Origin of the sequence: Paraburkholderia sp. EG286B, from assembly GCF_040965655.1 — a bacterium.
In the GTDB taxonomy this organism is placed as follows: domain Bacteria; phylum Pseudomonadota; class Gammaproteobacteria; order Burkholderiales; family Burkholderiaceae; genus Paraburkholderia.
The window spans coordinates 393,746-411,334 of record NZ_JBFRCF010000001.1; the positions used below are offsets into that span (position 1 = coordinate 393,746).

The window sequence follows — 17,589 nt, forward strand, 5'->3', positions numbered from 1 at the left end:
GCACAAAGGGGGTTCGTTGATCAGCCCCGTCTCACGACGCCAAGCACCAACGTGACGAGGAAGATCACGAGGAAGATGAAGAACAGGATCTTGGCGATCGATGCCGCACCCGCCGCGATGCCGCCAAAACCGAACACGGCCGCGATGATCGCGATGATAAAGAAAATGACAGCGTATTGAAGCATGACGTCCTCCTGCATCCGGTGCGAACCGGCTCAAGGGTGGTCGCCGCGCCCCGGCGCCGCGTGCGGTCGCCTGATGCCCGGCATCTGGTTGAGCAGGACGGATCGACGCGCCCGCCCCTGCAGGATCATGACAGCAAGCGCGGTGCCCGAGACCGGGCAGGGGTTCTCGGGAAATGGTGTGACGGAATGAGGTTGAAAAGTCGTTGGCAAACACGCGCGCGCAGGAAAAGCGCGCGCTTCGTGATGCGTCACACCACTTGCGGATGCCAGCCGGCGCGCTGGAACGCCGTGGCGAAGAAGAGCACCTGGTAGCGGATCGAGTTCGACCAGTAGGACCACGTATGGCCGCCTGGACGTTCTGCGTAATCGTGCGGCACGCCCAGTTCGACGAGCTTCTCGTGCAGCGTGCGGTTCGATTGCACGAAGAAGTCGCTCACGCCGCAGTCGATGGTCAGCGCGATATGGGCTCGTTCGAAGTCCTGTGCGCTATCCACGATCGCATTACTGTTCCAGAACGACGCGTGCCGCGCGGGATCGCCGAACACGTGATCGATACCGGGCTCGTCTTCGCAGTTGCGCGGATCGACCGCGCCGCTAATGCTGCCGGCCGCGCCGAAGGTCTCCTGCCGGTCCAGCGCGATGCGCAGCGCGCCGAAACCGCCCATGCTCAAACCCGTGATCGCGCGCGCCTCGCGCGTGGCGATCGTGCGGAAATGCATGTCGATATACGACACGACCTCGCTGCCCACATACGTTTCATAACGACTGCTGCGATCGAACGGGCTGTCGATATACCAGCTCTCGTGTCCGCCGTCCGGCATCACGAGCACAACGTGATAGCGGTCGGCGAGCTTGCCTATGCGGGTGTTCGAGGTCCAGTCGGCATAACTGCCGCCCGAACCGTGCAGCACATAGATCACCGGAAAGCGCGCGGCGTGGTTGCCGCGTGCGTAGTCGTCGGGCAAGACGACGGTCGCGTCGAACGAGCGCTCCATTGCGGCGCTGGGGATCGACACGACACGTGTCTGGTAGGCCCAGACGGGAGCACTGAGAAGCAGCGCCAGAACGAACCAGCATGCGCGGAGAATGGCCATGAGAAGTCGCTCTTGTGTTGACTGCCACGAAAGACAACTGCTTTCATGGACTCTAACAAGCGCCACTTACAGCCAAATTTCAGCGTGCCATACGAATGGTTGGCAAGCGTGTGCGAGCCCACATGATGGGAGATGAAACCCCGCACGCCGCATTTTCGAGAGAGCCCTCTATCTCTGAAGCTCCGCAGTGCAGGCCAACCCTCAATCGCCGTTGCGCCGCCGGCGCTTCAGCCGCCCTTCGGGCTCGCCCTCGTGCAGCAAACCCTTTTGACGCGCCGTGAGCGGATCGGTCAAACACGGCTCCGCGTCGAGTTCCTGCTCGAAACGCTCCCACATGCCCGCAGGCGTATTTGCCTTACCGACGCGCGTGCCGATCGTGAGCCGGATCTGGTTTGCCCGGCTGATGGTGGAGCGCAACCGGTGGATTTCCCATAGCAACCGCAATACGACGGGCAAGGGATGCCGGTCGTAGATTTCAGCCAGTTCCGCCGCCGTGAGCGGAGGGAAGTGACGATGATCCCGTCCCATTTTCCGCCCCAAAACACTGTATATTTATACAGCCTATCACATGTCAGAATGATTCTGAAGGACGGGACGGAGAGACGACCATGTGCACGAACTACGCCGCCGCACGCCGTGACTACCTCTTCAGGCACTACGGCGTCCTGCCGCCGGACGACCCGTGGCGCGACGAGATTTTCAAGGACTATGCCGCGCCGGTGATCCGCCGTGTTGGCCCAACCCCCCATGCGCCCGTGACGCCCGATGCACGCGAAGCCCTGCTCGCGACATTCGGCATGGTGCCGCGCAAACAGATTCCGCCCGGTGTGAAGGTGTTCGACACGATGAATGCGCGCGCCGAATCGGTGGGCGAGAAGCGCAGCTTCAGTGGCGCGTGGAAGAAGCTGCAGCTGTGCCTGATTCCCTGCGAGGCGATTTTTGAGCCGAGCTACGAGACCGGCAAGGCGGTGCGCTGGCGCATTGGTCTTGCCGATGGCGCGCCGTTTGCCATTGCCGGCTTATGGCGCGAGTGGGACGAAGGCGAGGCCGGCAAGGCGTACTCGTTCACGATGCTTACCGTCAATGCGAGCGATCATCCGCTCATGAAGCGTTTCCACAAGCCCGGGGACGAGAAACGTTCCGTGGTGATCGTGCCGCCTTCCGAGTATGAGAACTGGCTGGCGAGCCGTTCGATGGACGAGGCGAGGTCGTTTCTCAATCTCTATCCGGTGGAGGGAATGGCGGCCGAGCCTCAGCCCCTGCCCCCGCGCGCGAGCCCGAAGCCCGATTCGAACGGCCAATAACAAACGACCCGGCAAAGCCGGGTCGTTTGGCATTCCACATCGATAAAACCAGCAATGTGAATCAGAAGTTGAAGTTATCGATATTCGAAGCATCGAACGTCGTGGGCGGCCCGAGAATCACCTCACCGCTCTTGCCGATCGTACGCTTGCCGAGCTTGCCCGCCTCGAACGACTCGCCTTCCTTGCCCGTGATCGTGCCCGAAGCAAGATTGGCCGCCGCATACGCGGCGAGATAGCCGAGTGCACCCGGGTCCCAAAGCTGGAACGCCTTCACGGTGCCGTTCTTCACGAACGCGCGCATCTGGTTAGGCGTGCCGAGGCCCGTCACCGCCACCTTGCCCTTGCTCGGCGACGAAGAGATATAACGCGCCGCCGCCGCGATGCCGACCGAGGTGGGCGCAACGATTGCCTTCAGGTTCGGATACGCCTGCAGCAAGCCTTGCGTCTCGACGAAGGACTTCTGGTCGTCGTCGTTGCCGTAGGCGATCTTCACGAGCTTCATCTTCGAGTACTCGGGCTTCTTCAGCTCTTCCTGCATCCACTTGATCCAGGTATTCTGGTTCGTCGCGTTGGGCGTGGCCGAGAGAATCGCGAACTCGCCTTCGCCGCCCATCAGCTTCGAAACGAGCTGGATCTGGCCGCGGCCAATGCTCTCCGCGTTCGCCTGGTTCACGAAGATCTGCCGCCCTTCGGGCGCCGTGTCGGAGTCGAACGTAACGACCTTGATGCCTTGATCCATCGCGCGCTTCAAGTACGGCACGAGCGCATTCGCATCGTTGGCCGCGATGACGATCGCGTCCTGGTGCTGCGTGGTCAGCGTATTGATGTACGAAACCTGCGAGGACGCGCCCGCGTCCGAAGGTCCGACCGCCTTGCCCTCGCCCTTGAACTCCTTGATCGCGTCCAGACCGCCGTTATCGGCGATCACCTCGTAGGGGTTGTTGATCTGCTTGGGCACGAACGCGATCTTCAACCCCTCCTTGATGCCGGCCGCATGCGCCGCGACCCCGCCTCCCACTAGCATCGCGCACAGCAAGGCCGTGCACACGTGACGTACTGGCTTTCTCATGAATCGTCTCCTCGATGGGTACCGGACGCGTCCGGCTGATTGACTGCCTCTTGACTTCCTTGCCTTTCTTCACACCACGTTCACGCCGCCCGCGCCAGCGCGCGCCGGTCGCGCATCGTGCGCCAGCGCGCGGCGAGATTCGGGATCAGCACCGAAGCCAGCAGCAGCGCCCCGGTCACGATCGTGAGCGTTTCGCTCGACACGTCGACGAGCGTGAGCGCATTCTTCAGTACACCGACGATCAGGAGCGAGAGCAGCACGCCGTACATCGACCCGCGCCCGCCGAAAATGCTCACGCCGCCGAACAGCACCGCCGCGATCACCGAAAGCTCGAAGCCTTCGCCGTTGTCGCCGCGCGCGCTCGTGAAGCGCAACGTATAGACGATGCCCGCGAGCGCGCTCATGACGCCCGAGAGCACGAAGAGGCGCAGCTTGATCTTCGGCACGTCGATGCCCGAGAACGACGCGGCCGTGGTGTTCGCACCGATCGCGAAGAGGCTGCGGCCGAACGCCGTGGCCTGCAGCCATATCGCGAACACGATGGCGCACGCCGCGACGATCAGGAACGGCAACGGGATGAACGTGCTGCCCAGGTTGCTCATGCCAAATAGCGTATAACCCGGCGGGAAGTCGGCAATCGCCTGGTCGCCGAGCAACACGTAGGCCAGCCCGCGAAACAGCGCGAGCGTGCCGATCGTCACCGCGAGCGAAGGCAGATTGAGCTTCACGATCACGAGCCCGTTGAAGAGGCCCGCGAGGCCGCCTGCCACGAGCACGAGCGCCATGGCGGCCGGCATCGGCAAGCCCATGTGCCAGAGCACGCCGAGCAAGGCGCTCGAGGCGCCGAGCACCGAGGCCACCGAAAGATCGATCTCGGCGGCGACGATGATGAGCGTCATCGGCAAGGCCATGAGCGCGACTTCGGTGAGGTCCGCGAGCACGTTGCTGATGTTCGCGCTCGTGAGGAACACAGGCGAGAGCACGCGCCCCACCACCAGCGATGCAATGAAAATGACGACGAGCAGCGCCTCCCAGCTGAGCGGCAGGCCGGGCTTGCGCGTGAGCAGCGCGGCGTCGGGTTTCGGGGCGTTCTTAGCCATGGTCGCGTTTCCTCATCATGCGTTTTGCCACTGAGCGGGCGAGCAGCGTATCGGCGGCGATGGCGGCCACGATCAGCGCGCCCTGGATCGCCTGCTCCCAGAACGGCGAGACGTGCAGCACCACGAGCGCGATGCTGATCACGCCCAGCACGAGCGCGCCGAGCGTCGCGCCGAGTATCGTGCCCACGCCGCCCGTGATCGCCACGCTGCCGACCACGGCGGCCGCGACCACCTGCAGCTCGATGCCCTTCGCGGTGCTCGCGTCCACAGTGCCGAAGCGGGCGAGCCACAGCGCGCCTGCCAGGCCCGCAATCGCGCCGCTGATCAAGAAGCCCGTCGCGACGCGCCGCTCCACGTTGATGCCGGCGAGGCGCGCCGCTTCCGGGTTCGAGCCGATCGCGTAGTACTCGCGGCCCGGCCGGAACTGCTTGAGATACACGGAGAGCGCGGCCAGCAGCACGATCGCGACGAGCGCCAGCACCGGAATGCCGAGCACCGAGCCGGTGGCGAGCCGCGAATACGCGTCGGGCAGGCTCGTGGCGTTGATCTGGCCGCCATGCACCCACGCGTAATCGGCGCCGCGGAAGATGTAGAGCGTGGAGAGCGTCGCGACGAGCGACGGCACGCGCCCCACCGCCACGAGCAGCGCGTTGATCGCGCCCGCCACGAGTCCGATGGCGAGCCCCGCGACCAGAGCCACGAGCACGGGCATGTGCGGGAACGCCACGTAGAGACTGCCCACGCCATAGGCGCTGATGCCGACCGTCGAACCGATCGAGAGATCGATATGGCGCATCAGGATCACGATCGTCATGCCCGCCGTGAGCAAGCTCACGATGGAGACGTTGAGCAGCACGTCGCGCAGATTCTGCAGGTTGAGGAATTGCGGCCGCGCGAGCGCCGTGCCGCCCACGATCAGCAGCAGCACCACGAAAAGCGTGGTCTCGCGGCTGCGCGCCAGCGCTTCGGCCCACGCACCCGCGTTGCGCCGCTGCGGGCGCGGCTCGCCGCCGTGCAGGGGATGAGGAGAAGTGGAATGGCGCATCATGCGGCGTGCCCCAGATGAATGTTGGTTTCGCCGAGCGCGGCGCTCATGATGCGCTCTTCGTTGGCGTCGGCACGTGCGATGTCGGCCGTGATGCGCCCTTCGTGCATGACGAGCACGCGGTCGGCCATGCCGATCACTTCGGGCAGTTCGCTCGAAATCATCAGCACGGCCATGCCCTCTTTCACGAGTTCCGCGAGCGCGCCGTAGACTTCGGCCTTCGCGCCCACGTCGATGCCGCGCGTCGGTTCGTCGATGATGAGCACCTTCGGCCCGGTGGCGAGCCACTTGCCGAGCACCACCTTCTGCTGGTTGCCGCCCGAGAGCGTGCCCACGGGTGCGTTCAGATCGCTCGCCTTCAGGCGCAGGCGCTTGCCCCACTGCCCGGCCAGCTCCACTTCGCGCCCCGTGGAGATGAGGCCGAAGCGCACGAGTCGCCCGAGCACCGTGAGCGAGGCGTTACGCGCAATGCTCAGTTCGAGCGCGAGACCTTGCTGACGCCGGTCCTCGGGCACGAGCGCGAGCCCGGCCTTCACGGCGGCAGCGGGCATGCCGGACGCCAGCGGCTTGCCCGCGATCTGCACCTGCCCCGCGTCGGTTGGATCGATGCCGAATATCGCGCGCGCCACTTCGCTGCGCCCCGCGCCCACGAGCCCCGCGAGCGCGACGATCTCGCCGGCGCGCACATCGAACGAAATGTCCTTGAAGACGCCGCGGCGCGTGAGGCCGCGCACGCGCAGCATCACTTCGCCCGGCTGCACGTCCGCCTTAGGGTAGAACGTGGCGAGGTCGCGTCCCACCATCTTCGCGACGATGTCCTGGGTCTTGAGCGTGGCCGTGGGCGCGTCGAACACCTTGGCGCCGTCGCGCATGATCGTCACATGCTGGGTGAGCGCGAAGACTTCTTCGAGCCGGTGCGTGATGAAGAGAATCGCCACGCCACGGTCGCGCAGCGTGCGCGCGATCGTAAAGAGCCGCTCGACCTCGGGCAGCGAGAGGGCGGCCGTGGGCTCGTCCATGATGAGCACGTTCGCGTTGAGCGAAAGCGCCTTCGCAATTTCGATCACCTGCTGGTCCGCAATCGACAGGCCGCGCACGAGCCGTTCGGGCTTCAGCTCGACGCCGAGCGACTGGAGCAGCGCCGCGACCTCGCGATGCATCGTGTCGTAGTCGATACGGCCCACGCGATCCACGGGCTGACGCCCCATGTAAATGTTCTCCGCAATCGACAGATCGAAGAACAGTGTGGGATCCTGATAAATCACCGCAATACCGGCGTCGCGTGCCTGGGCGGGCGTCGCGAACGCGCGCTCCACGCCGTCGATGCGCATCTCGCCGCCGTCGGGCTGATACACCCCCGCGAGAATCTTCACGAGCGTCGACTTGCCCGCGCCGTTTTCGCCGAGCAGCGCATGGACCTCGCCGGGCATGAGCCTCAAGCTGCCGTCGATGAGCGCCCGCACGCGCCCGAACGCCTTGCTCGCGTTTCGCAGTTCGAGCCGCGGAGTGTCATCGGCCCTGCTGTTTGCTTCTGCTTCCACGCCTGTCTCCCTGTCGTTGCGCGCACGCTCAAATGCGGTAGATACGTTCCGCGTTGCCGCGAAACAGCGCCGTGTGTTCGCTCTCGCTCGCGCCGCTCACGATCGACGCATACGCCTGCCAAAGCTTCGAATAGCCGCCGAACAGGCGGTCGACCGGAAAGTTCGAGGCGAACATCGCGCGCTCCGCGCCGAATGCGTCGATCGTCTCCAGTACATAAGGGCGCAGGCTTTCGACGCTCCACGCATGGTCGAACATCGCCAGTCCGCTGATCTTCACGGCCACGTTCGGGCATGCCGCAAGCAGGCGCAGGCCGTCGCGCCACGCGCGGTAGCCCGCCACGCTGTTGCGGTCGACGAACATGCCCGCGTGGTTGATCACGAGCTGAATGCCGGGATGCGCACGCGCGAGTGCGGCGGCCTCCTCCATCTGCGAGGGATAAAGCTGCAGGTCGAACGAAAGACCGTGCTTCTCCAGCAGCGCGAAGTTCTCGCGCCAGCTTGCCTCACGCATGTAATGCCGCCCCACGTAGTCGTAGAGCTTGTTCTCGTGAACATTCAGAATCTGGCGAATGCCGCGTGTACGCGCAAACGCCGCATGCGCCTCCAGCACCGCGGGCGCATTGGGCGAGCTGAGATCGCAGGCCGCGACGATCGCGTCGGGCAACGCGCGCGCCTCCCCCGCGTTCGCGGCAATGTCCGCGAGCCCTTCCAGCCAGCGCGTTTCTTCCACCGGATCGTCCGGATCGTGATTCGCTTCGACGTGCACGACCTTGAGCAAGTCAATGTCGCCGGCCTCGCGCAACAGATCGGCGGGCAGATAGTTGTGCTTGAGTTCGCGCGCATCACAGACGAACGACGTACCCGGATTCGCGAGCCACGGGTAATGATGCGTATCGAGGTTCCAGAAGTGGACGTGTGGATCGACGACCTGCATGGCATGCTCCTCGCGTGAGCTCAAGGCAAATGAAAGACCTGCACGAGCGGCTGTTGCAGCGGCACGTTGTGCGCATCCGTCTGCATGATGTCGGCCATGTAATCCCACCATTTGCGCATGACGGGCAACTCGGGCAGCGCGTCCATGGTGTGATCGTCGCGGCGTTCGAGCACGGCAAAGAGATGGTGGGTCGCTTCGTCGAGAAAGATGCGGTAATTCTTCACGCCCGCGTCGCGCAGCGCGCTCGCCAGCTCGGGCCAGATTTCGCGGTGACGCCGCTCGTATTCGTCCCGCTTGCCGGGATCGAGCTGCATGCGAAACGCCATTGTCTCCATGATCGTGTCTCCGTCCAGCCTTGTTACGTCGTGCGCTCATGCCGCTTGTGTGACCGGGTGCAGGCGTCGACTCGGTGTTTGCCCTGGCTTCGCGGCGCGCGATAGCACGCGTTTTTTACGTGGTTAGCTGCGTTGTGATCCGACTATAATTCCCGCATCGATAGCCAACCAATCCGATGTTGGGATCGGGCGATGCACAAACCGGATCGCTCCATGAACCATCACACTTCCGTCGTCGCACTCGTCAACCGGCTCAGATTCAAGCACCTTGCCCTGCTCGTCGCGCTCGACGACGCGCGCAACGTTCATCAGGCCGCCGACGCCATCAACGTGGCCCAGCCCAGCGCGAGCCGCATGCTGAGCGACATCGAGGAAGCGTTCGGCTTCCGGCTCTTCGAGCGCAACGCGCGCGGCATGCAGCCCACCGCGCTCGGCGTCGTCACGCTCGCCTACGCGCGCCGCGCGCTCGCCGAACTCACGCGCTTCGCCGAAGACCTCGACGTCAAGCGCCGCGGCGGTCACGGCCAGCTCACCGTGGGCGCGATCATGGGCGCCGCGCCCGACCTGCTCGCGCAAGCCGTCGCAACGCTCAAGACCGAACGGCCGCTGCTGCACGTGCGCATTCTCGGCGAAACGAGCGACCAGGTCGTGCAGCTGCTGCATCGCCGCGAAGTCGATCTCGCCCTCGGGCGCCTCACCACGCCGCTGCAGCACAACGACTTCAGCTTCGAACCGATCGCGCGGGAAACGCTCGTGCTCGTGGTGCGCGCGCGCCATCCGCTTGCGCGGCGCGAACAGGTCACGCTCGCGGAACTGATGGACTGGCCGTGGGTGGCGCAGCCCATCACGAGTCCCGCGCGTGAGTTGTTCGAAGGCGAACTCGCGCGCGCCGGTCTCGGCACGCCCGCCAATCTCACCGAGTCGGCCTCGATCTTCGCCACGCTGCAGCTGCTCGAAAGCTTCGACGCCGTGGCCATGCTGCCCGAGTCGGTCGTGCGCGACCATGTGCGCGGCAAGCTGCTCGTCGTGCTGCCGCTCGAAATCGGCAAGAGCCTGCCGGGCTACGGCGTGCTCACGCGCAAGAACGAGCCGCTCGCCGAGCCCGCCGAGCATTTCGTCGGCTTGCTGCGGCGCTTTTCGCAGCCCTTCAAGATGGACGATATCGCTCACGATGGTTCGCACGCGACCGCGCTCGCTCCTCATTGAAACGCTGGCCCTGGGCTCATTGCAGATTCACGAACAGCCCGCCGTCCACGAGCAGCGCTGCGCCCGTCACATAGCGCGCGCGGTCCGAGGCGAGAAACACGACGCATTCGGCCACGTCCTCGGGCGCGCCCAGCCGCCCGAGCGGAATGCGCTTTTCGAAGTACGCGCGCTTGCCTTCATCGCTGAGGTCTTCGGCGTTCAGGTCGGTGGCGATGGTGCCCGGCATCACCGAATTGCAGCGGATGCCATAGGGTCCAAGCGCGATCGCGCACGACTGCATCAGCGAATGCACGCCGGCCTTGGTGGGCGTGTAGTGCGTCTGCATGCCGCCGCCCACCAAAGCGCTGATCGAACTCGTCGCCACGATCGCGCCGCCCGTGCCCTGCTCCTTCATTTGCCGCGCAACGGCCTGGGTCACGTAGAACGCGCCGTTCAGATTCACGCCGATCGTGCGTTCGAGCACGGCGGGCGGCATGTCGAGAAACGAGTGGAACGGGCAGATGCCCGCATTGCTGGCGAGCACATCGACCTTGCCGAAGCGCTCCACCGTCTGGCGCACGAGATCCACGCCCGTCTGCGGCGCGGCCACGTTGCCTTCCAGCGCGATCGCGCGACGCCCTAGCCGCTCGATCTCGCCCAGCACCTCGTCGATCGCCGAGCGGCGGCCGTACGAGGCGTCGTTGTCGCCCCAGTAGTTGATCGCGACATCGGCGCCCTCGCGGGCGCTCGCAATCGCAATGGCGCGGCCGATGCCGCGCGAACCGCCGGTGACGATCACCACCTTGTCCTTGAGCAGCACGTGTTTCTCCTCGTAGCTTGTGATGCACCTCGCCTGGTGCGCGTTCGGTGCGCTCAGTGCGTGTATGGCCGCGAAAGTTTGCAGTCCGGATTGAGCCGCACGCCGAAGCCCGGTGCGTCCGGCACCTTGAGCCGTCCTTTCACCGGCACCGGTTCGTCGAGCAGCAGCGGCGTGAACATCGGCACCACCTTGTCGGCCTTCGGCGCCATCATGAGGAATTCCGCGAACGGCGAGTTATGGCGCGTCACGACGAAGTGGTAGCTGTACACCGAGGAGCCGTGCGGCACCACCAGCACGTTGTGGGCGTCGGCGAGCGCCGAGATCTTGATGAGTTCGGTCATGCCGCCGCACCAGTTCACGTCGGGCTGGATCAGATCGCAGCAGCCCATTTCCAGCAGCATGCGAAAGCCCCAGCGCGTGGCCTCGTGCTCGCCGGTGGATACCATCATGCCGCGCGGCACATTGCGGCGCAGTTCGGCATAGCCCCAGTAGTCGTCGGGCGGCAGGCATTCCTCGATCCACTTGAGGTCATACTCTTTCGCGGCCTGGGCAAGGCGCGTGGCATAGCGCACGTCGAGGCTCATCCAGCAGTCGTACATGAGCCAGAAGTCGTCGCCCACGCGCTCGCGCATCGTGGCAAGCAGTTCGAGATTCTTTCTGAGGCCCTCCTCACCTTCGGCCGGACCATGCAGCAGCGGCAGCTTGCCGCCGATAAAGCCCATTTCCTTCGCGAGATCGGGTCGCGCGCCGGTCGCGTAAAACATCAATTCGTCGCGCACGGGGCCGCCGAGCAGCTGATACACGGGCTCCTTGCGGATCTGCCCGAGCAGGTCCCACAGCGCGAGATCGACGCCCGAGATGGTGTTGAGCACGACACCCTTGCGGCCGTAGTAGAGCGTGGCGTAGTACATCTGATCCCACATCTTCTCGATGTCGGTCACGCGCTGCCCTTCGAGAAAGCGCGCGAGATGCTTCTCGACGATGAATGCGCCGATCTCGCCGCCCGTGGTCACGGCGAAGCCCACGGTGCCGTCGCTTGCCTCGATTTCCACGACGAGCGTGCCGAGCACGTCGATGCCGAACGAGCGGCGGCTCTGACGATACTCGGGATAGCGCGCCATCGGCGTGGAAATATGGTCGTCGATCCAGTGGCCGTCGGGTTGATCGTGATAATCGGCGCCGCCGCCGCGCACGGTGAAGGCTCGCACGTGTTTGATGGTTGGCATGGCCATGTTACGTAGCTCCTGGGTAAAGGATTAGCGCGCGCGCCGCACGGGCGGCTCGAACGAGCGAGCCGCCGGCGCAACGGCGCGCGGCGCGACGACAAGAATGAGCAGCGCGGCGGCAATGCTGGCAAGACCGAGCAGTTCGAGGCCCGCCGCGTGGGAAGCAAAGTGTCGGTCGGCGGCGGCGCGCAGCATCGGCGCGATGAAGCCGCCCAGACCGCCGAGCGAATTGATGAGCGCGATGCCGCTGGCCGAGGCCGCGCCCGCCAGGTCGCGCGCCGGGAAGGTCCAGAAGAGCGGCTGCGCCGCGATGAAGCCGCTCGCCGCGCAGCACAGGCCGAGCATCGCGACGATCGCGCCCGCGGTGCCGCCAAGGCCTCCCGCCAGGCCCGACACGGCAATGCCGACACCCGACATCACGAGCAGCCGCGCAGCCCACGCGCGATGACCTCCGAGCCGGTCCGCACGGCGCGGCACGATCCACGTCAGCGCCACGGCGCACAGCCAGGGCACGGCCGCGAGCAGGCCCACCTTGAACCCCACGGAGGCGCCCACGAGCGAGGCCACCTGTTGCGGCAGAAAAAAGATCACGCCGTACACGCTCATCTGGATCAGCGCATAGATGCCGGCATAGGCGAGCACGCGGCGGTCGAACAGCGCGGCGAGCGCATCGCGCGGACCGTGTGCGGCGGCTTCACGCGCGTCGAGCTGGATCGCGCCCGTAAGCGCACCGCGCTCGTCGGCGGAGAGCCAGCGCGCGTCCGCGGGCTTGTCGACGAGATACCAGAAGGCCCACACGCCCACGACCGAGGCCAGGCCGCCTTCCACGAGAAAGAGCCACTTCCAGCCCGCGAGGCCGAAGGTGCCGTGCATCTCGAGCAGAAGCCCCGACAACGGTCCGCCGAAGATGAACGCCAGCGGCGCGCCGAAATAGAACAGGCCGATGGCGCGCGCCCGCGAGGACTGCGGAAACCACTGCGTGAGGTAATAGATGATGCCGGGGAAGAAACCCGCTTCGGCCACCCCCAGCAGGAAGCGCAGTACATAGAACGAAGTGGGCGACTGCACCCACGCCATCGCCGCGGAGATCAAACCCCACGTGACCATGATGCGGCACATCCAGATCCGCGCGCCCACGCGGTGCAGCGCGAGATTGCTCGGCACTTCGAAGAGCGCGTAGCCGACGAAGAACACGCCCGCGCCGAACGCGAATGCCGTGTCCGAAAGGCCGGTATCGTGCAGCAGCGCTTTTTGCGCGAAGCCGATGTTCGCGCGGTCGAGAAACGCGAGCACGTACATCAAGAGCAGGAACGGCAGGAGGCGGCGCATGGCCTTGCGGCCCGCGGCTTCTGCCAGCGTAGTTGCCAGCTTGGGTGCCAGGGTAGGTGCCTCGATCGACATCGATGTCTCCTGTCGGCGCTTTTCTATAACCACCGCGCCGTTATCATGATCCCGCGCGTGGTCCGGCCGATGCGCGCGTGTCCTGCTTCCCGCCTCAGTAGGTCGCGCGCCCGCCCGAAAGATCGAACACCGAGCCGGTGCTGAACGCGCAGTCTTCCGACGTGAGCCACACGATCATCGAAGCCGCCTCGTCCGGCATCAGGAAGCGGTTCATCGGGATCTTCGCGAGCATGTAGTCGATATGCTGCTGCGACATCGAATCGAAAATCTCGGTCTTGGCCGCCGCCGGCGTCACGGCGTTGACGAGCACGCCCTTCGTGGCCAGCTCCTTGCCGAGCGACTTGGTCAGCCCGATGAGCCCGGCCTTCGATGCGCTGTAGTGCGAAGCATTCGGATTGCCTTCCTTGCCGGCCACGGAGGCGATATTGACGATGCGCCCATAGCCCTGTTCGATCATGCGCGGCACCACGGCGCGGCAGGTCAGGTAGCTGCCGATCAGGTTCACTTCGATCACGCGGCGCCACACGTCCACGGGCAGTTCCCACGTGAGGCCATTGCCGCCCGTGATGCCCGCGCTGTTCACGAGCGCGTGAATCGCGCCGTGCGTTTTCACGGTTTGCTGTGCGGCGGCCTCGACCGAGGCTTCGTCGGTCAGTTCGACCGTCACCACCGAGACGTTGCCCAGTTCCGACAATTCGGCGCGCGCGCGTTCGAGCCGTTCGACGTCGATGTCCCAGAGCGCGACCGACGCGCCCGAGCGCAGTGCGCGTTGCGCCACGGCATAACCCAGACCGCGCGCGCCGCCCGTCACGACCATCACTCGATTGTTCAGATCCAATTGATTCATTGCGCCTGCCCTCCTTGTTCCGCCACGAGGCGTTGCTGTTGTTCGCCCAGACCGCTCACGCCCAGCCGCATGGTCTGTCCCGCGCGCAAATAGATGGGCTCCGCCTTCTGCCCCATGCCCACGCCGGGCGGCGTGCCGGTCGAGATCACGTCGCCGGGCTGCAGGCTCATGAACTGGCTGATATAGGAAACGAGCGTGGCCACGTCGAAGATCATCGTGCGCGTGTTGCCGTTCTGGTAGCGCTTGCCGTCGACTTCGAGCCACATGTCGAGTGCCTGCGGGTCGGCGACTTCGTCGCGCGTGACGAGCCAGGGGCCGAGCGGCGCGAAGGTGTCGTAGCCCTTGCCCTTGTCCCACTGGCCGCCGCGCTCGATCTGCCACGCGCGCTCGGAAACATCGTTGACGACGCAATAACCGGCCACATGATCGAGCGCGCGCTCGCGCGGCACGTTGCGCGCTGCTTCGCCGATCACCACGCCCAACTCGACTTCCCAGTCGACCTTCGTCGCGCCCGGGGGAATCAGCACGTCGTCGTTGGGGCCGGTGATGGAACTCGTTGCCTTGAGGAAGAGCACGGGCTCCGTGGGCACGGGCATGTTCGATTCGGCGGCGTGATCGGAATAATTGAGGCCCACGCAGACGATCTTGCCGACGCTGCCCACGCAAGGCCCCAGGCGGGTGTCGGCGGGAACAAGCGGCAAGGCGGCGAGATCGCAGCCGGCGAGTTGGCGCAGCGCGGCCGCGCCGAGGCCTTTACCGGCCACGTCCGGGGTGACACTGGAGAGATCGCGCACGCGCCCCTCGTTATCGATCACACCCGGCTTTTCAGCCCCCTTACTGCCCCAGCGGACCAGCTTCATGCGGCGTCTCCTGAGATTGGAATGGATCGTTGACAGCCAATATAGGGGTGCCGCGATAGCCGAACAATCCGAAAGCCGCATGAGGCGATAGCGAAACCGGATCGCGCCCTTTGCACGGTGATGCGCCGTGGGTGCGCAGAAAAACAAAAGCCCGCGAACGCCGGGGCGTACGCGGGCTTGGTGCACTGCAACGCGCCTGTCGCGCAGGCGCGGTGCGGGTCAGTGCATGGCGTGCAGGTAATGATAGAGACCGGCCGCCGCGGCACCGCCGGCAAGCGGCCCGAACACCGGAATCCACGCATAGCGCCAGTCGCTGTCGCGCTTGCCCGGAATCGGCAGCAGCGCGTGCATGATGCGCGGCGAGAGATCGCGCGCCGGGCTCATTGCGTAGCCGGTCGGGCCGCCGAGCGAAATGCCGATGCCGAGCACGAGCAGGCCGACGGGCAGCGCGTCGAGCGCGCCGAGTCCCACCTGCGGCGAGGCCAGATAGAGCACGCCGAGGATCAGCACGAAGGTGCAGATCGCTTCCGTCAACACGTTGTGCCGCTTGCTGCGAATGGCGGGTGCCGTGCAGAACACCGCGAGCTTGATATCCGGGTCGGCTTCGTTCGCGAAGTGCTGTCGATAGGCAAGCCACACGAGCAGCGCGCCCGCCATGCCGCCGAGCATCTGCGCGGCGATATAACCCCCGACCTTCGACCATGCGAACTTGCCCGCGAGCGCGAGGCTGATCGTGACGATCGGGTTGAGGTGCGCGCCGCTGAACGAGGCGGTCACGTAGACCGCCACGAACACGGCCATTGCCCAGCCCATCACGATGACGATGAGGTCGGCGCCCTTGCCCTTCGTTTTTGCCAGCAGCACGTTTGCAACGGCGCCGTTACCGAGCAGCACGAGAATGGCCGTGCCGATGAATTCCGCAATATAGGGTGACATGATTGTCGTAGTCTCTCTCTGCCCGCGCGGTGCATGCGCACGAAGCGTATGCGATCCCGCTGCGGGTTATGTTAATTAGTTATGCTTGTAGGTTGTAAAACTGACTGCGCTGCTCAGTGCGAGTCGTCCGCCCAGGCCTTGGCCGCGCGCACCGCACGCTGCCAGCCCGCGCGACAGGCGTCGACCTGCGCGCCCTGCATCGACGGCGCGAAACGGCGGTCGAGCTTCCACTGGCTCTGCAGTTCGCCCACGTTCTGCCAGTAGCCGGTTGCGAGGCCGGCGAGGTAGGCCGCACCGAGCGCCGTGGTTTCGGTGATCTTCGGGCGCACCGCATCCACGCCGAGCAGATCCGCCTGGAACTGCATGAGCAGATTGTTCGCGCTCGCGCCGCCGTCCACGCGCAGCTCTCCCACGCTGATGCCCGAATCCGCTTCCATGGCCGCCAGCACGTCGAGCGACTGGTACGCGATCGAGTCGAGCGCCGCGCGCGCGAGATGCGCCGAGGTCGTGCCGCGCGTCACGCCGAACAGCGTGCCGCGTGCGTGCGCGTTCCAGTGCGGCGCGCCGAGGCCCGCGAACGCCGGCACGAGGTACACGCCATCCGTATGCGGCACGCTTGCGGCGAGCGCTTCGATTTCCGGCGCGCTCTTGATGATGCCCATGCCGTCGCGCAGCCACTGCACCACCGCGCCGGCGATGAAGATGCTGCCTTCGAGCGCGTAGTTGACTTCGTCGCCGATCTGCCATGCGATCGTCGTGACGAGGTTGTTCTTCGACTCGATGGGCTGCGTGCCCGTGTTCATCATCAGGAAGCAGCCCGTGCCGTAGGTGTTCTTCACCATGCCCGTGCTCGTGCACATCTGGCCGAACATCGCGGCCTGCTGGTCGCCCGCGATGCCGGCCAGCGGGATCTTCGAGGCGAACACCGTGGTTTTGGTCGGACCGTACACTTCGGATGACGAACGGACTTCGGGCAGCATGCTGCGCGGAATTTCGAGCGCGTCGAGCAGTTCGTCGTCCCATTGGCGCGTGTGAATATTGAAGAGCATGGTGCGCGACGCATTCGTCACGTCGGTCACGTGCAGTTCGTGCTTCGTGAAGTTCCACACGAGCCAGCTGTCCACGGTGCCGAACGCGAGCTTGCCTTGACGCGCTTTTTCGCGTGCGCCGGGCACGTTGTCGAGAATCCAGCGAATCTTGGTTGCCGAGAAGTACGAATCGATCGGCAGACCTGTTTTCGCACGCACTTTCTCTTCGAGGCCGCGCGCCTTGAGCGAGTCGCAGAAGTCGGCCGTGCGGCGGTCCTGCCACACGATGGCGTTATAGATGGGATGGCCCGTCTCGCGGTCCCAGACGATCGTCGTCTCGCGCTGGTTCGTAATGCCGATCGCGGCGATGTTGGTGCCGTTCATGCCGGCGCGCGTCACGGCCTCGGCAGCGACGCCAGCCTGGGTCGACCAGATTTCCTGCGGATCGTGCTCGACCCAGCCCGGCTGCGGATAAATCTGTTCGAACTCTTTCTGGGCGACCGAAACGATGTTGCCCTGGCGGTCGAAAAGCATGGCGCGCGAACTCGTGGTGCCCTGGTCGAGCGCAAGAATGTACTGTTCCTGCATGTCTCTCATCTCCGTCTGTACTAGTTGTGATGACGCGCCGCGGGGACGGCGCGTGGGGGGTGCGTGACCTACCTTGCGTGCTGCCGGCGAA

18 protein-coding genes are annotated in these 17,589 nt (G+C 65.3%); 2 read left to right on the forward strand and 16 right to left on the reverse strand.

Annotated features, from left to right (window positions below; all coding sequences use genetic code 11):
* Positions 1 to 20: 20 nt before the first annotated feature.
* The 3 genes from AB4Y42_RS01740 to AB4Y42_RS01750 form a co-directional block, all read right to left on the reverse strand.
* Entirely contained in the window at positions 21 to 185 is a 165-nt protein-coding gene (locus AB4Y42_RS01740) for a DUF1328 family protein (protein ID WP_028210724.1), read from the reverse strand.
* 248 nt (positions 186 to 433) lie between these two features.
* Positions 434 to 1,279, reverse strand: coding sequence for an alpha/beta hydrolase (locus AB4Y42_RS01745; protein ID WP_368693193.1), 846 nt, complete (start codon positions 1,277 to 1,279; stop codon positions 434 to 436).
* 201 nt (positions 1,280 to 1,480) lie between these two features.
* A complete protein-coding gene (locus AB4Y42_RS01750) occupies positions 1,481 to 1,807 on the reverse strand; it encodes a hypothetical protein (RefSeq protein WP_342918658.1) in 327 nt (108 codons plus the stop codon).
* A gap of 80 nt (positions 1,808 to 1,887) precedes the next feature.
* Here AB4Y42_RS01750 and AB4Y42_RS01755 point away from each other — a divergent pair, with 80 nt between their 5' ends.
* On the forward strand, positions 1,888 to 2,583 hold the full coding sequence (locus tag AB4Y42_RS01755; protein ID WP_368688186.1) for an SOS response-associated peptidase: 696 nt from the start codon (positions 1,888 to 1,890) through the stop codon (positions 2,581 to 2,583).
* 61 nt (positions 2,584 to 2,644) lie between these two features.
* Here AB4Y42_RS01755 and rhaS read toward each other — a convergent pair whose 3' ends face one another.
* The 6 genes from rhaS to rhaM all read right to left on the reverse strand — a co-directional run bounded on the left by rhaS (position 2,645) and on the right by rhaM (position 8,607).
* Positions 2,645 to 3,652, reverse strand: a complete 1,008-nt coding sequence (gene rhaS / locus AB4Y42_RS01760) for a rhamnose ABC transporter substrate-binding protein (protein ID WP_324156578.1) — start codon at positions 3,650 to 3,652, stop codon at positions 2,645 to 2,647.
* An 80-nt stretch (positions 3,653 to 3,732) separates the two neighbouring features.
* Positions 3,733 to 4,752 (reverse strand): ABC transporter permease, encoded by a 1,020-nt coding sequence (locus AB4Y42_RS01765; RefSeq protein WP_368693194.1) that lies wholly within the window; start codon positions 4,750 to 4,752, stop codon positions 3,733 to 3,735.
* A complete protein-coding gene (locus AB4Y42_RS01770) occupies positions 4,745 to 5,800 on the reverse strand; it encodes an ABC transporter permease (RefSeq protein ID WP_368688184.1) in 1,056 nt (351 codons plus the stop codon). Before AB4Y42_RS01770 ends, AB4Y42_RS01765 begins: the two co-directional genes overlap by 8 nt.
* Complete coding sequence (locus AB4Y42_RS01775; protein WP_368693195.1) at positions 5,797 to 7,338, reverse strand: sugar ABC transporter ATP-binding protein; 1,542 nt, start codon at positions 7,336 to 7,338, stop codon at positions 5,797 to 5,799. The genes AB4Y42_RS01770 and AB4Y42_RS01775 overlap by 4 nt, the downstream gene beginning before the upstream one ends.
* A gap of 28 nt (positions 7,339 to 7,366) precedes the next feature.
* On the reverse strand, positions 7,367 to 8,272 hold the full coding sequence (locus AB4Y42_RS01780) for an amidohydrolase (RefSeq protein WP_368688182.1): 906 nt from the start codon (positions 8,270 to 8,272) through the stop codon (positions 7,367 to 7,369).
* 20 nt (positions 8,273 to 8,292) lie between these two features.
* On the reverse strand, positions 8,293 to 8,607 hold the full coding sequence (rhaM, locus tag AB4Y42_RS01785) for an L-rhamnose mutarotase (protein WP_368693196.1): 315 nt from the start codon (positions 8,605 to 8,607) through the stop codon (positions 8,293 to 8,295).
* Between the two features lie 213 nt (positions 8,608 to 8,820).
* Here rhaM and AB4Y42_RS01790 point away from each other — a divergent pair, with 213 nt between their 5' ends.
* The gene (locus AB4Y42_RS01790; RefSeq protein ID WP_368688180.1) at positions 8,821 to 9,813 is read left to right on the forward strand and encodes a LysR family transcriptional regulator; all 993 of its coding nucleotides are present in this window, start codon (positions 8,821 to 8,823) and stop codon (positions 9,811 to 9,813) included.
* Positions 9,814 to 9,829: 16 nt separating this feature from the next.
* On the opposite strand, the gene AB4Y42_RS01795 is transcribed toward AB4Y42_RS01790, so the two are convergent.
* The 7 genes from AB4Y42_RS01795 to glpK all read right to left on the reverse strand — a co-directional run bounded on the left by AB4Y42_RS01795 (position 9,830) and on the right by glpK (position 17,498).
* Positions 9,830 to 10,612 (reverse strand): SDR family NAD(P)-dependent oxidoreductase, encoded by a 783-nt coding sequence (locus tag AB4Y42_RS01795; protein ID WP_069266104.1) that lies wholly within the window; start codon positions 10,610 to 10,612, stop codon positions 9,830 to 9,832.
* Positions 10,613 to 10,665: 53 nt separating this feature from the next.
* Positions 10,666 to 11,844: an L-rhamnonate dehydratase gene (rhmD, locus tag AB4Y42_RS01800; protein WP_133180329.1), complete on the reverse strand. Its 1,179-nt coding sequence runs from the start codon at positions 11,842 to 11,844 to the stop codon at positions 10,666 to 10,668.
* A gap of 24 nt (positions 11,845 to 11,868) precedes the next feature.
* Positions 11,869 to 13,167: an MFS transporter gene (locus tag AB4Y42_RS01805; RefSeq protein ID WP_368693401.1), complete on the reverse strand. Its 1,299-nt coding sequence runs from the start codon at positions 13,165 to 13,167 to the stop codon at positions 11,869 to 11,871.
* A 166-nt stretch (positions 13,168 to 13,333) separates the two neighbouring features.
* On the reverse strand, positions 13,334 to 14,086 hold the full coding sequence (locus tag AB4Y42_RS01810; RefSeq protein ID WP_368693197.1) for an SDR family NAD(P)-dependent oxidoreductase: 753 nt from the start codon (positions 14,084 to 14,086) through the stop codon (positions 13,334 to 13,336).
* Positions 14,083 to 14,946, reverse strand: a complete 864-nt coding sequence (locus AB4Y42_RS01815) for a fumarylacetoacetate hydrolase family protein (protein WP_368693198.1) — start codon at positions 14,944 to 14,946, stop codon at positions 14,083 to 14,085. Before AB4Y42_RS01815 ends, AB4Y42_RS01810 begins: the two co-directional genes overlap by 4 nt.
* Before the next feature lie 219 nt (positions 14,947 to 15,165).
* Complete coding sequence (locus tag AB4Y42_RS01820; RefSeq protein ID WP_028203061.1) at positions 15,166 to 15,882, reverse strand: MIP/aquaporin family protein; 717 nt, start codon at positions 15,880 to 15,882, stop codon at positions 15,166 to 15,168.
* Between the two features lie 113 nt (positions 15,883 to 15,995).
* The gene (glpK, locus tag AB4Y42_RS01825) at positions 15,996 to 17,498 is read right to left on the reverse strand and encodes a glycerol kinase GlpK (RefSeq protein WP_368693199.1); all 1,503 of its coding nucleotides are present in this window, start codon (positions 17,496 to 17,498) and stop codon (positions 15,996 to 15,998) included.
* Positions 17,499 to 17,589 lie beyond the last annotated feature (91 nt).

Coding starts and splice junctions, on each gene's coding strand:
- AB4Y42_RS01740 (WP_028210724.1), bottom strand. CDS start 185: ATGCTTCAATACGCTGTCATTTTCTTTATCATCGCGATCATCGCGGCC.
- AB4Y42_RS01745 (WP_368693193.1), bottom strand. CDS start 1,279: ATGGCCATTCTCCGCGCATGCTGGTTCGTTCTGGCGCTGCTTCTCAGT.
- AB4Y42_RS01750 (WP_342918658.1), bottom strand. CDS start 1,807: ATGGGACGGGATCATCGTCACTTCCCTCCGCTCACGGCGGCGGAACTG.
- AB4Y42_RS01755 (WP_368688186.1), top strand. CDS start 1,888: ATGTGCACGAACTACGCCGCCGCACGCCGTGACTACCTCTTCAGGCAC.
- rhaS (WP_324156578.1), bottom strand. CDS start 3,652: ATGAGAAAGCCAGTACGTCACGTGTGCACGGCCTTGCTGTGCGCGATG.
- AB4Y42_RS01765 (WP_368693194.1), bottom strand. CDS start 4,752: ATGGCTAAGAACGCCCCGAAACCCGACGCCGCGCTGCTCACGCGCAAG.
- AB4Y42_RS01770 (WP_368688184.1), bottom strand. CDS start 5,800: ATGATGCGCCATTCCACTTCTCCTCATCCCCTGCACGGCGGCGAGCCG.
- AB4Y42_RS01780 (WP_368688182.1), bottom strand. CDS start 8,272: ATGCAGGTCGTCGATCCACACGTCCACTTCTGGAACCTCGATACGCAT.
- rhaM (WP_368693196.1), bottom strand. CDS start 8,607: ATGGAGACAATGGCGTTTCGCATGCAGCTCGATCCCGGCAAGCGGGAC.
- AB4Y42_RS01790 (WP_368688180.1), top strand. CDS start 8,821: ATGAACCATCACACTTCCGTCGTCGCACTCGTCAACCGGCTCAGATTC.
- rhmD (WP_133180329.1), bottom strand. CDS start 11,844: ATGGCCATGCCAACCATCAAACACGTGCGAGCCTTCACCGTGCGCGGC.
- AB4Y42_RS01805 (WP_368693401.1), bottom strand. CDS start 13,167: ATGCGCCGCCTCCTGCCGTTCCTGCTCTTGATGTACGTGCTCGCGTTT.
- AB4Y42_RS01810 (WP_368693197.1), bottom strand. CDS start 14,086: ATGAATCAATTGGATCTGAACAATCGAGTGATGGTCGTGACGGGCGGC.
- AB4Y42_RS01815 (WP_368693198.1), bottom strand. CDS start 14,946: ATGAAGCTGGTCCGCTGGGGCAGTAAGGGGGCTGAAAAGCCGGGTGTG.
- AB4Y42_RS01820 (WP_028203061.1), bottom strand. CDS start 15,882: ATGTCACCCTATATTGCGGAATTCATCGGCACGGCCATTCTCGTGCTG.
- glpK (WP_368693199.1), bottom strand. CDS start 17,498: ATGCAGGAACAGTACATTCTTGCGCTCGACCAGGGCACCACGAGTTCG.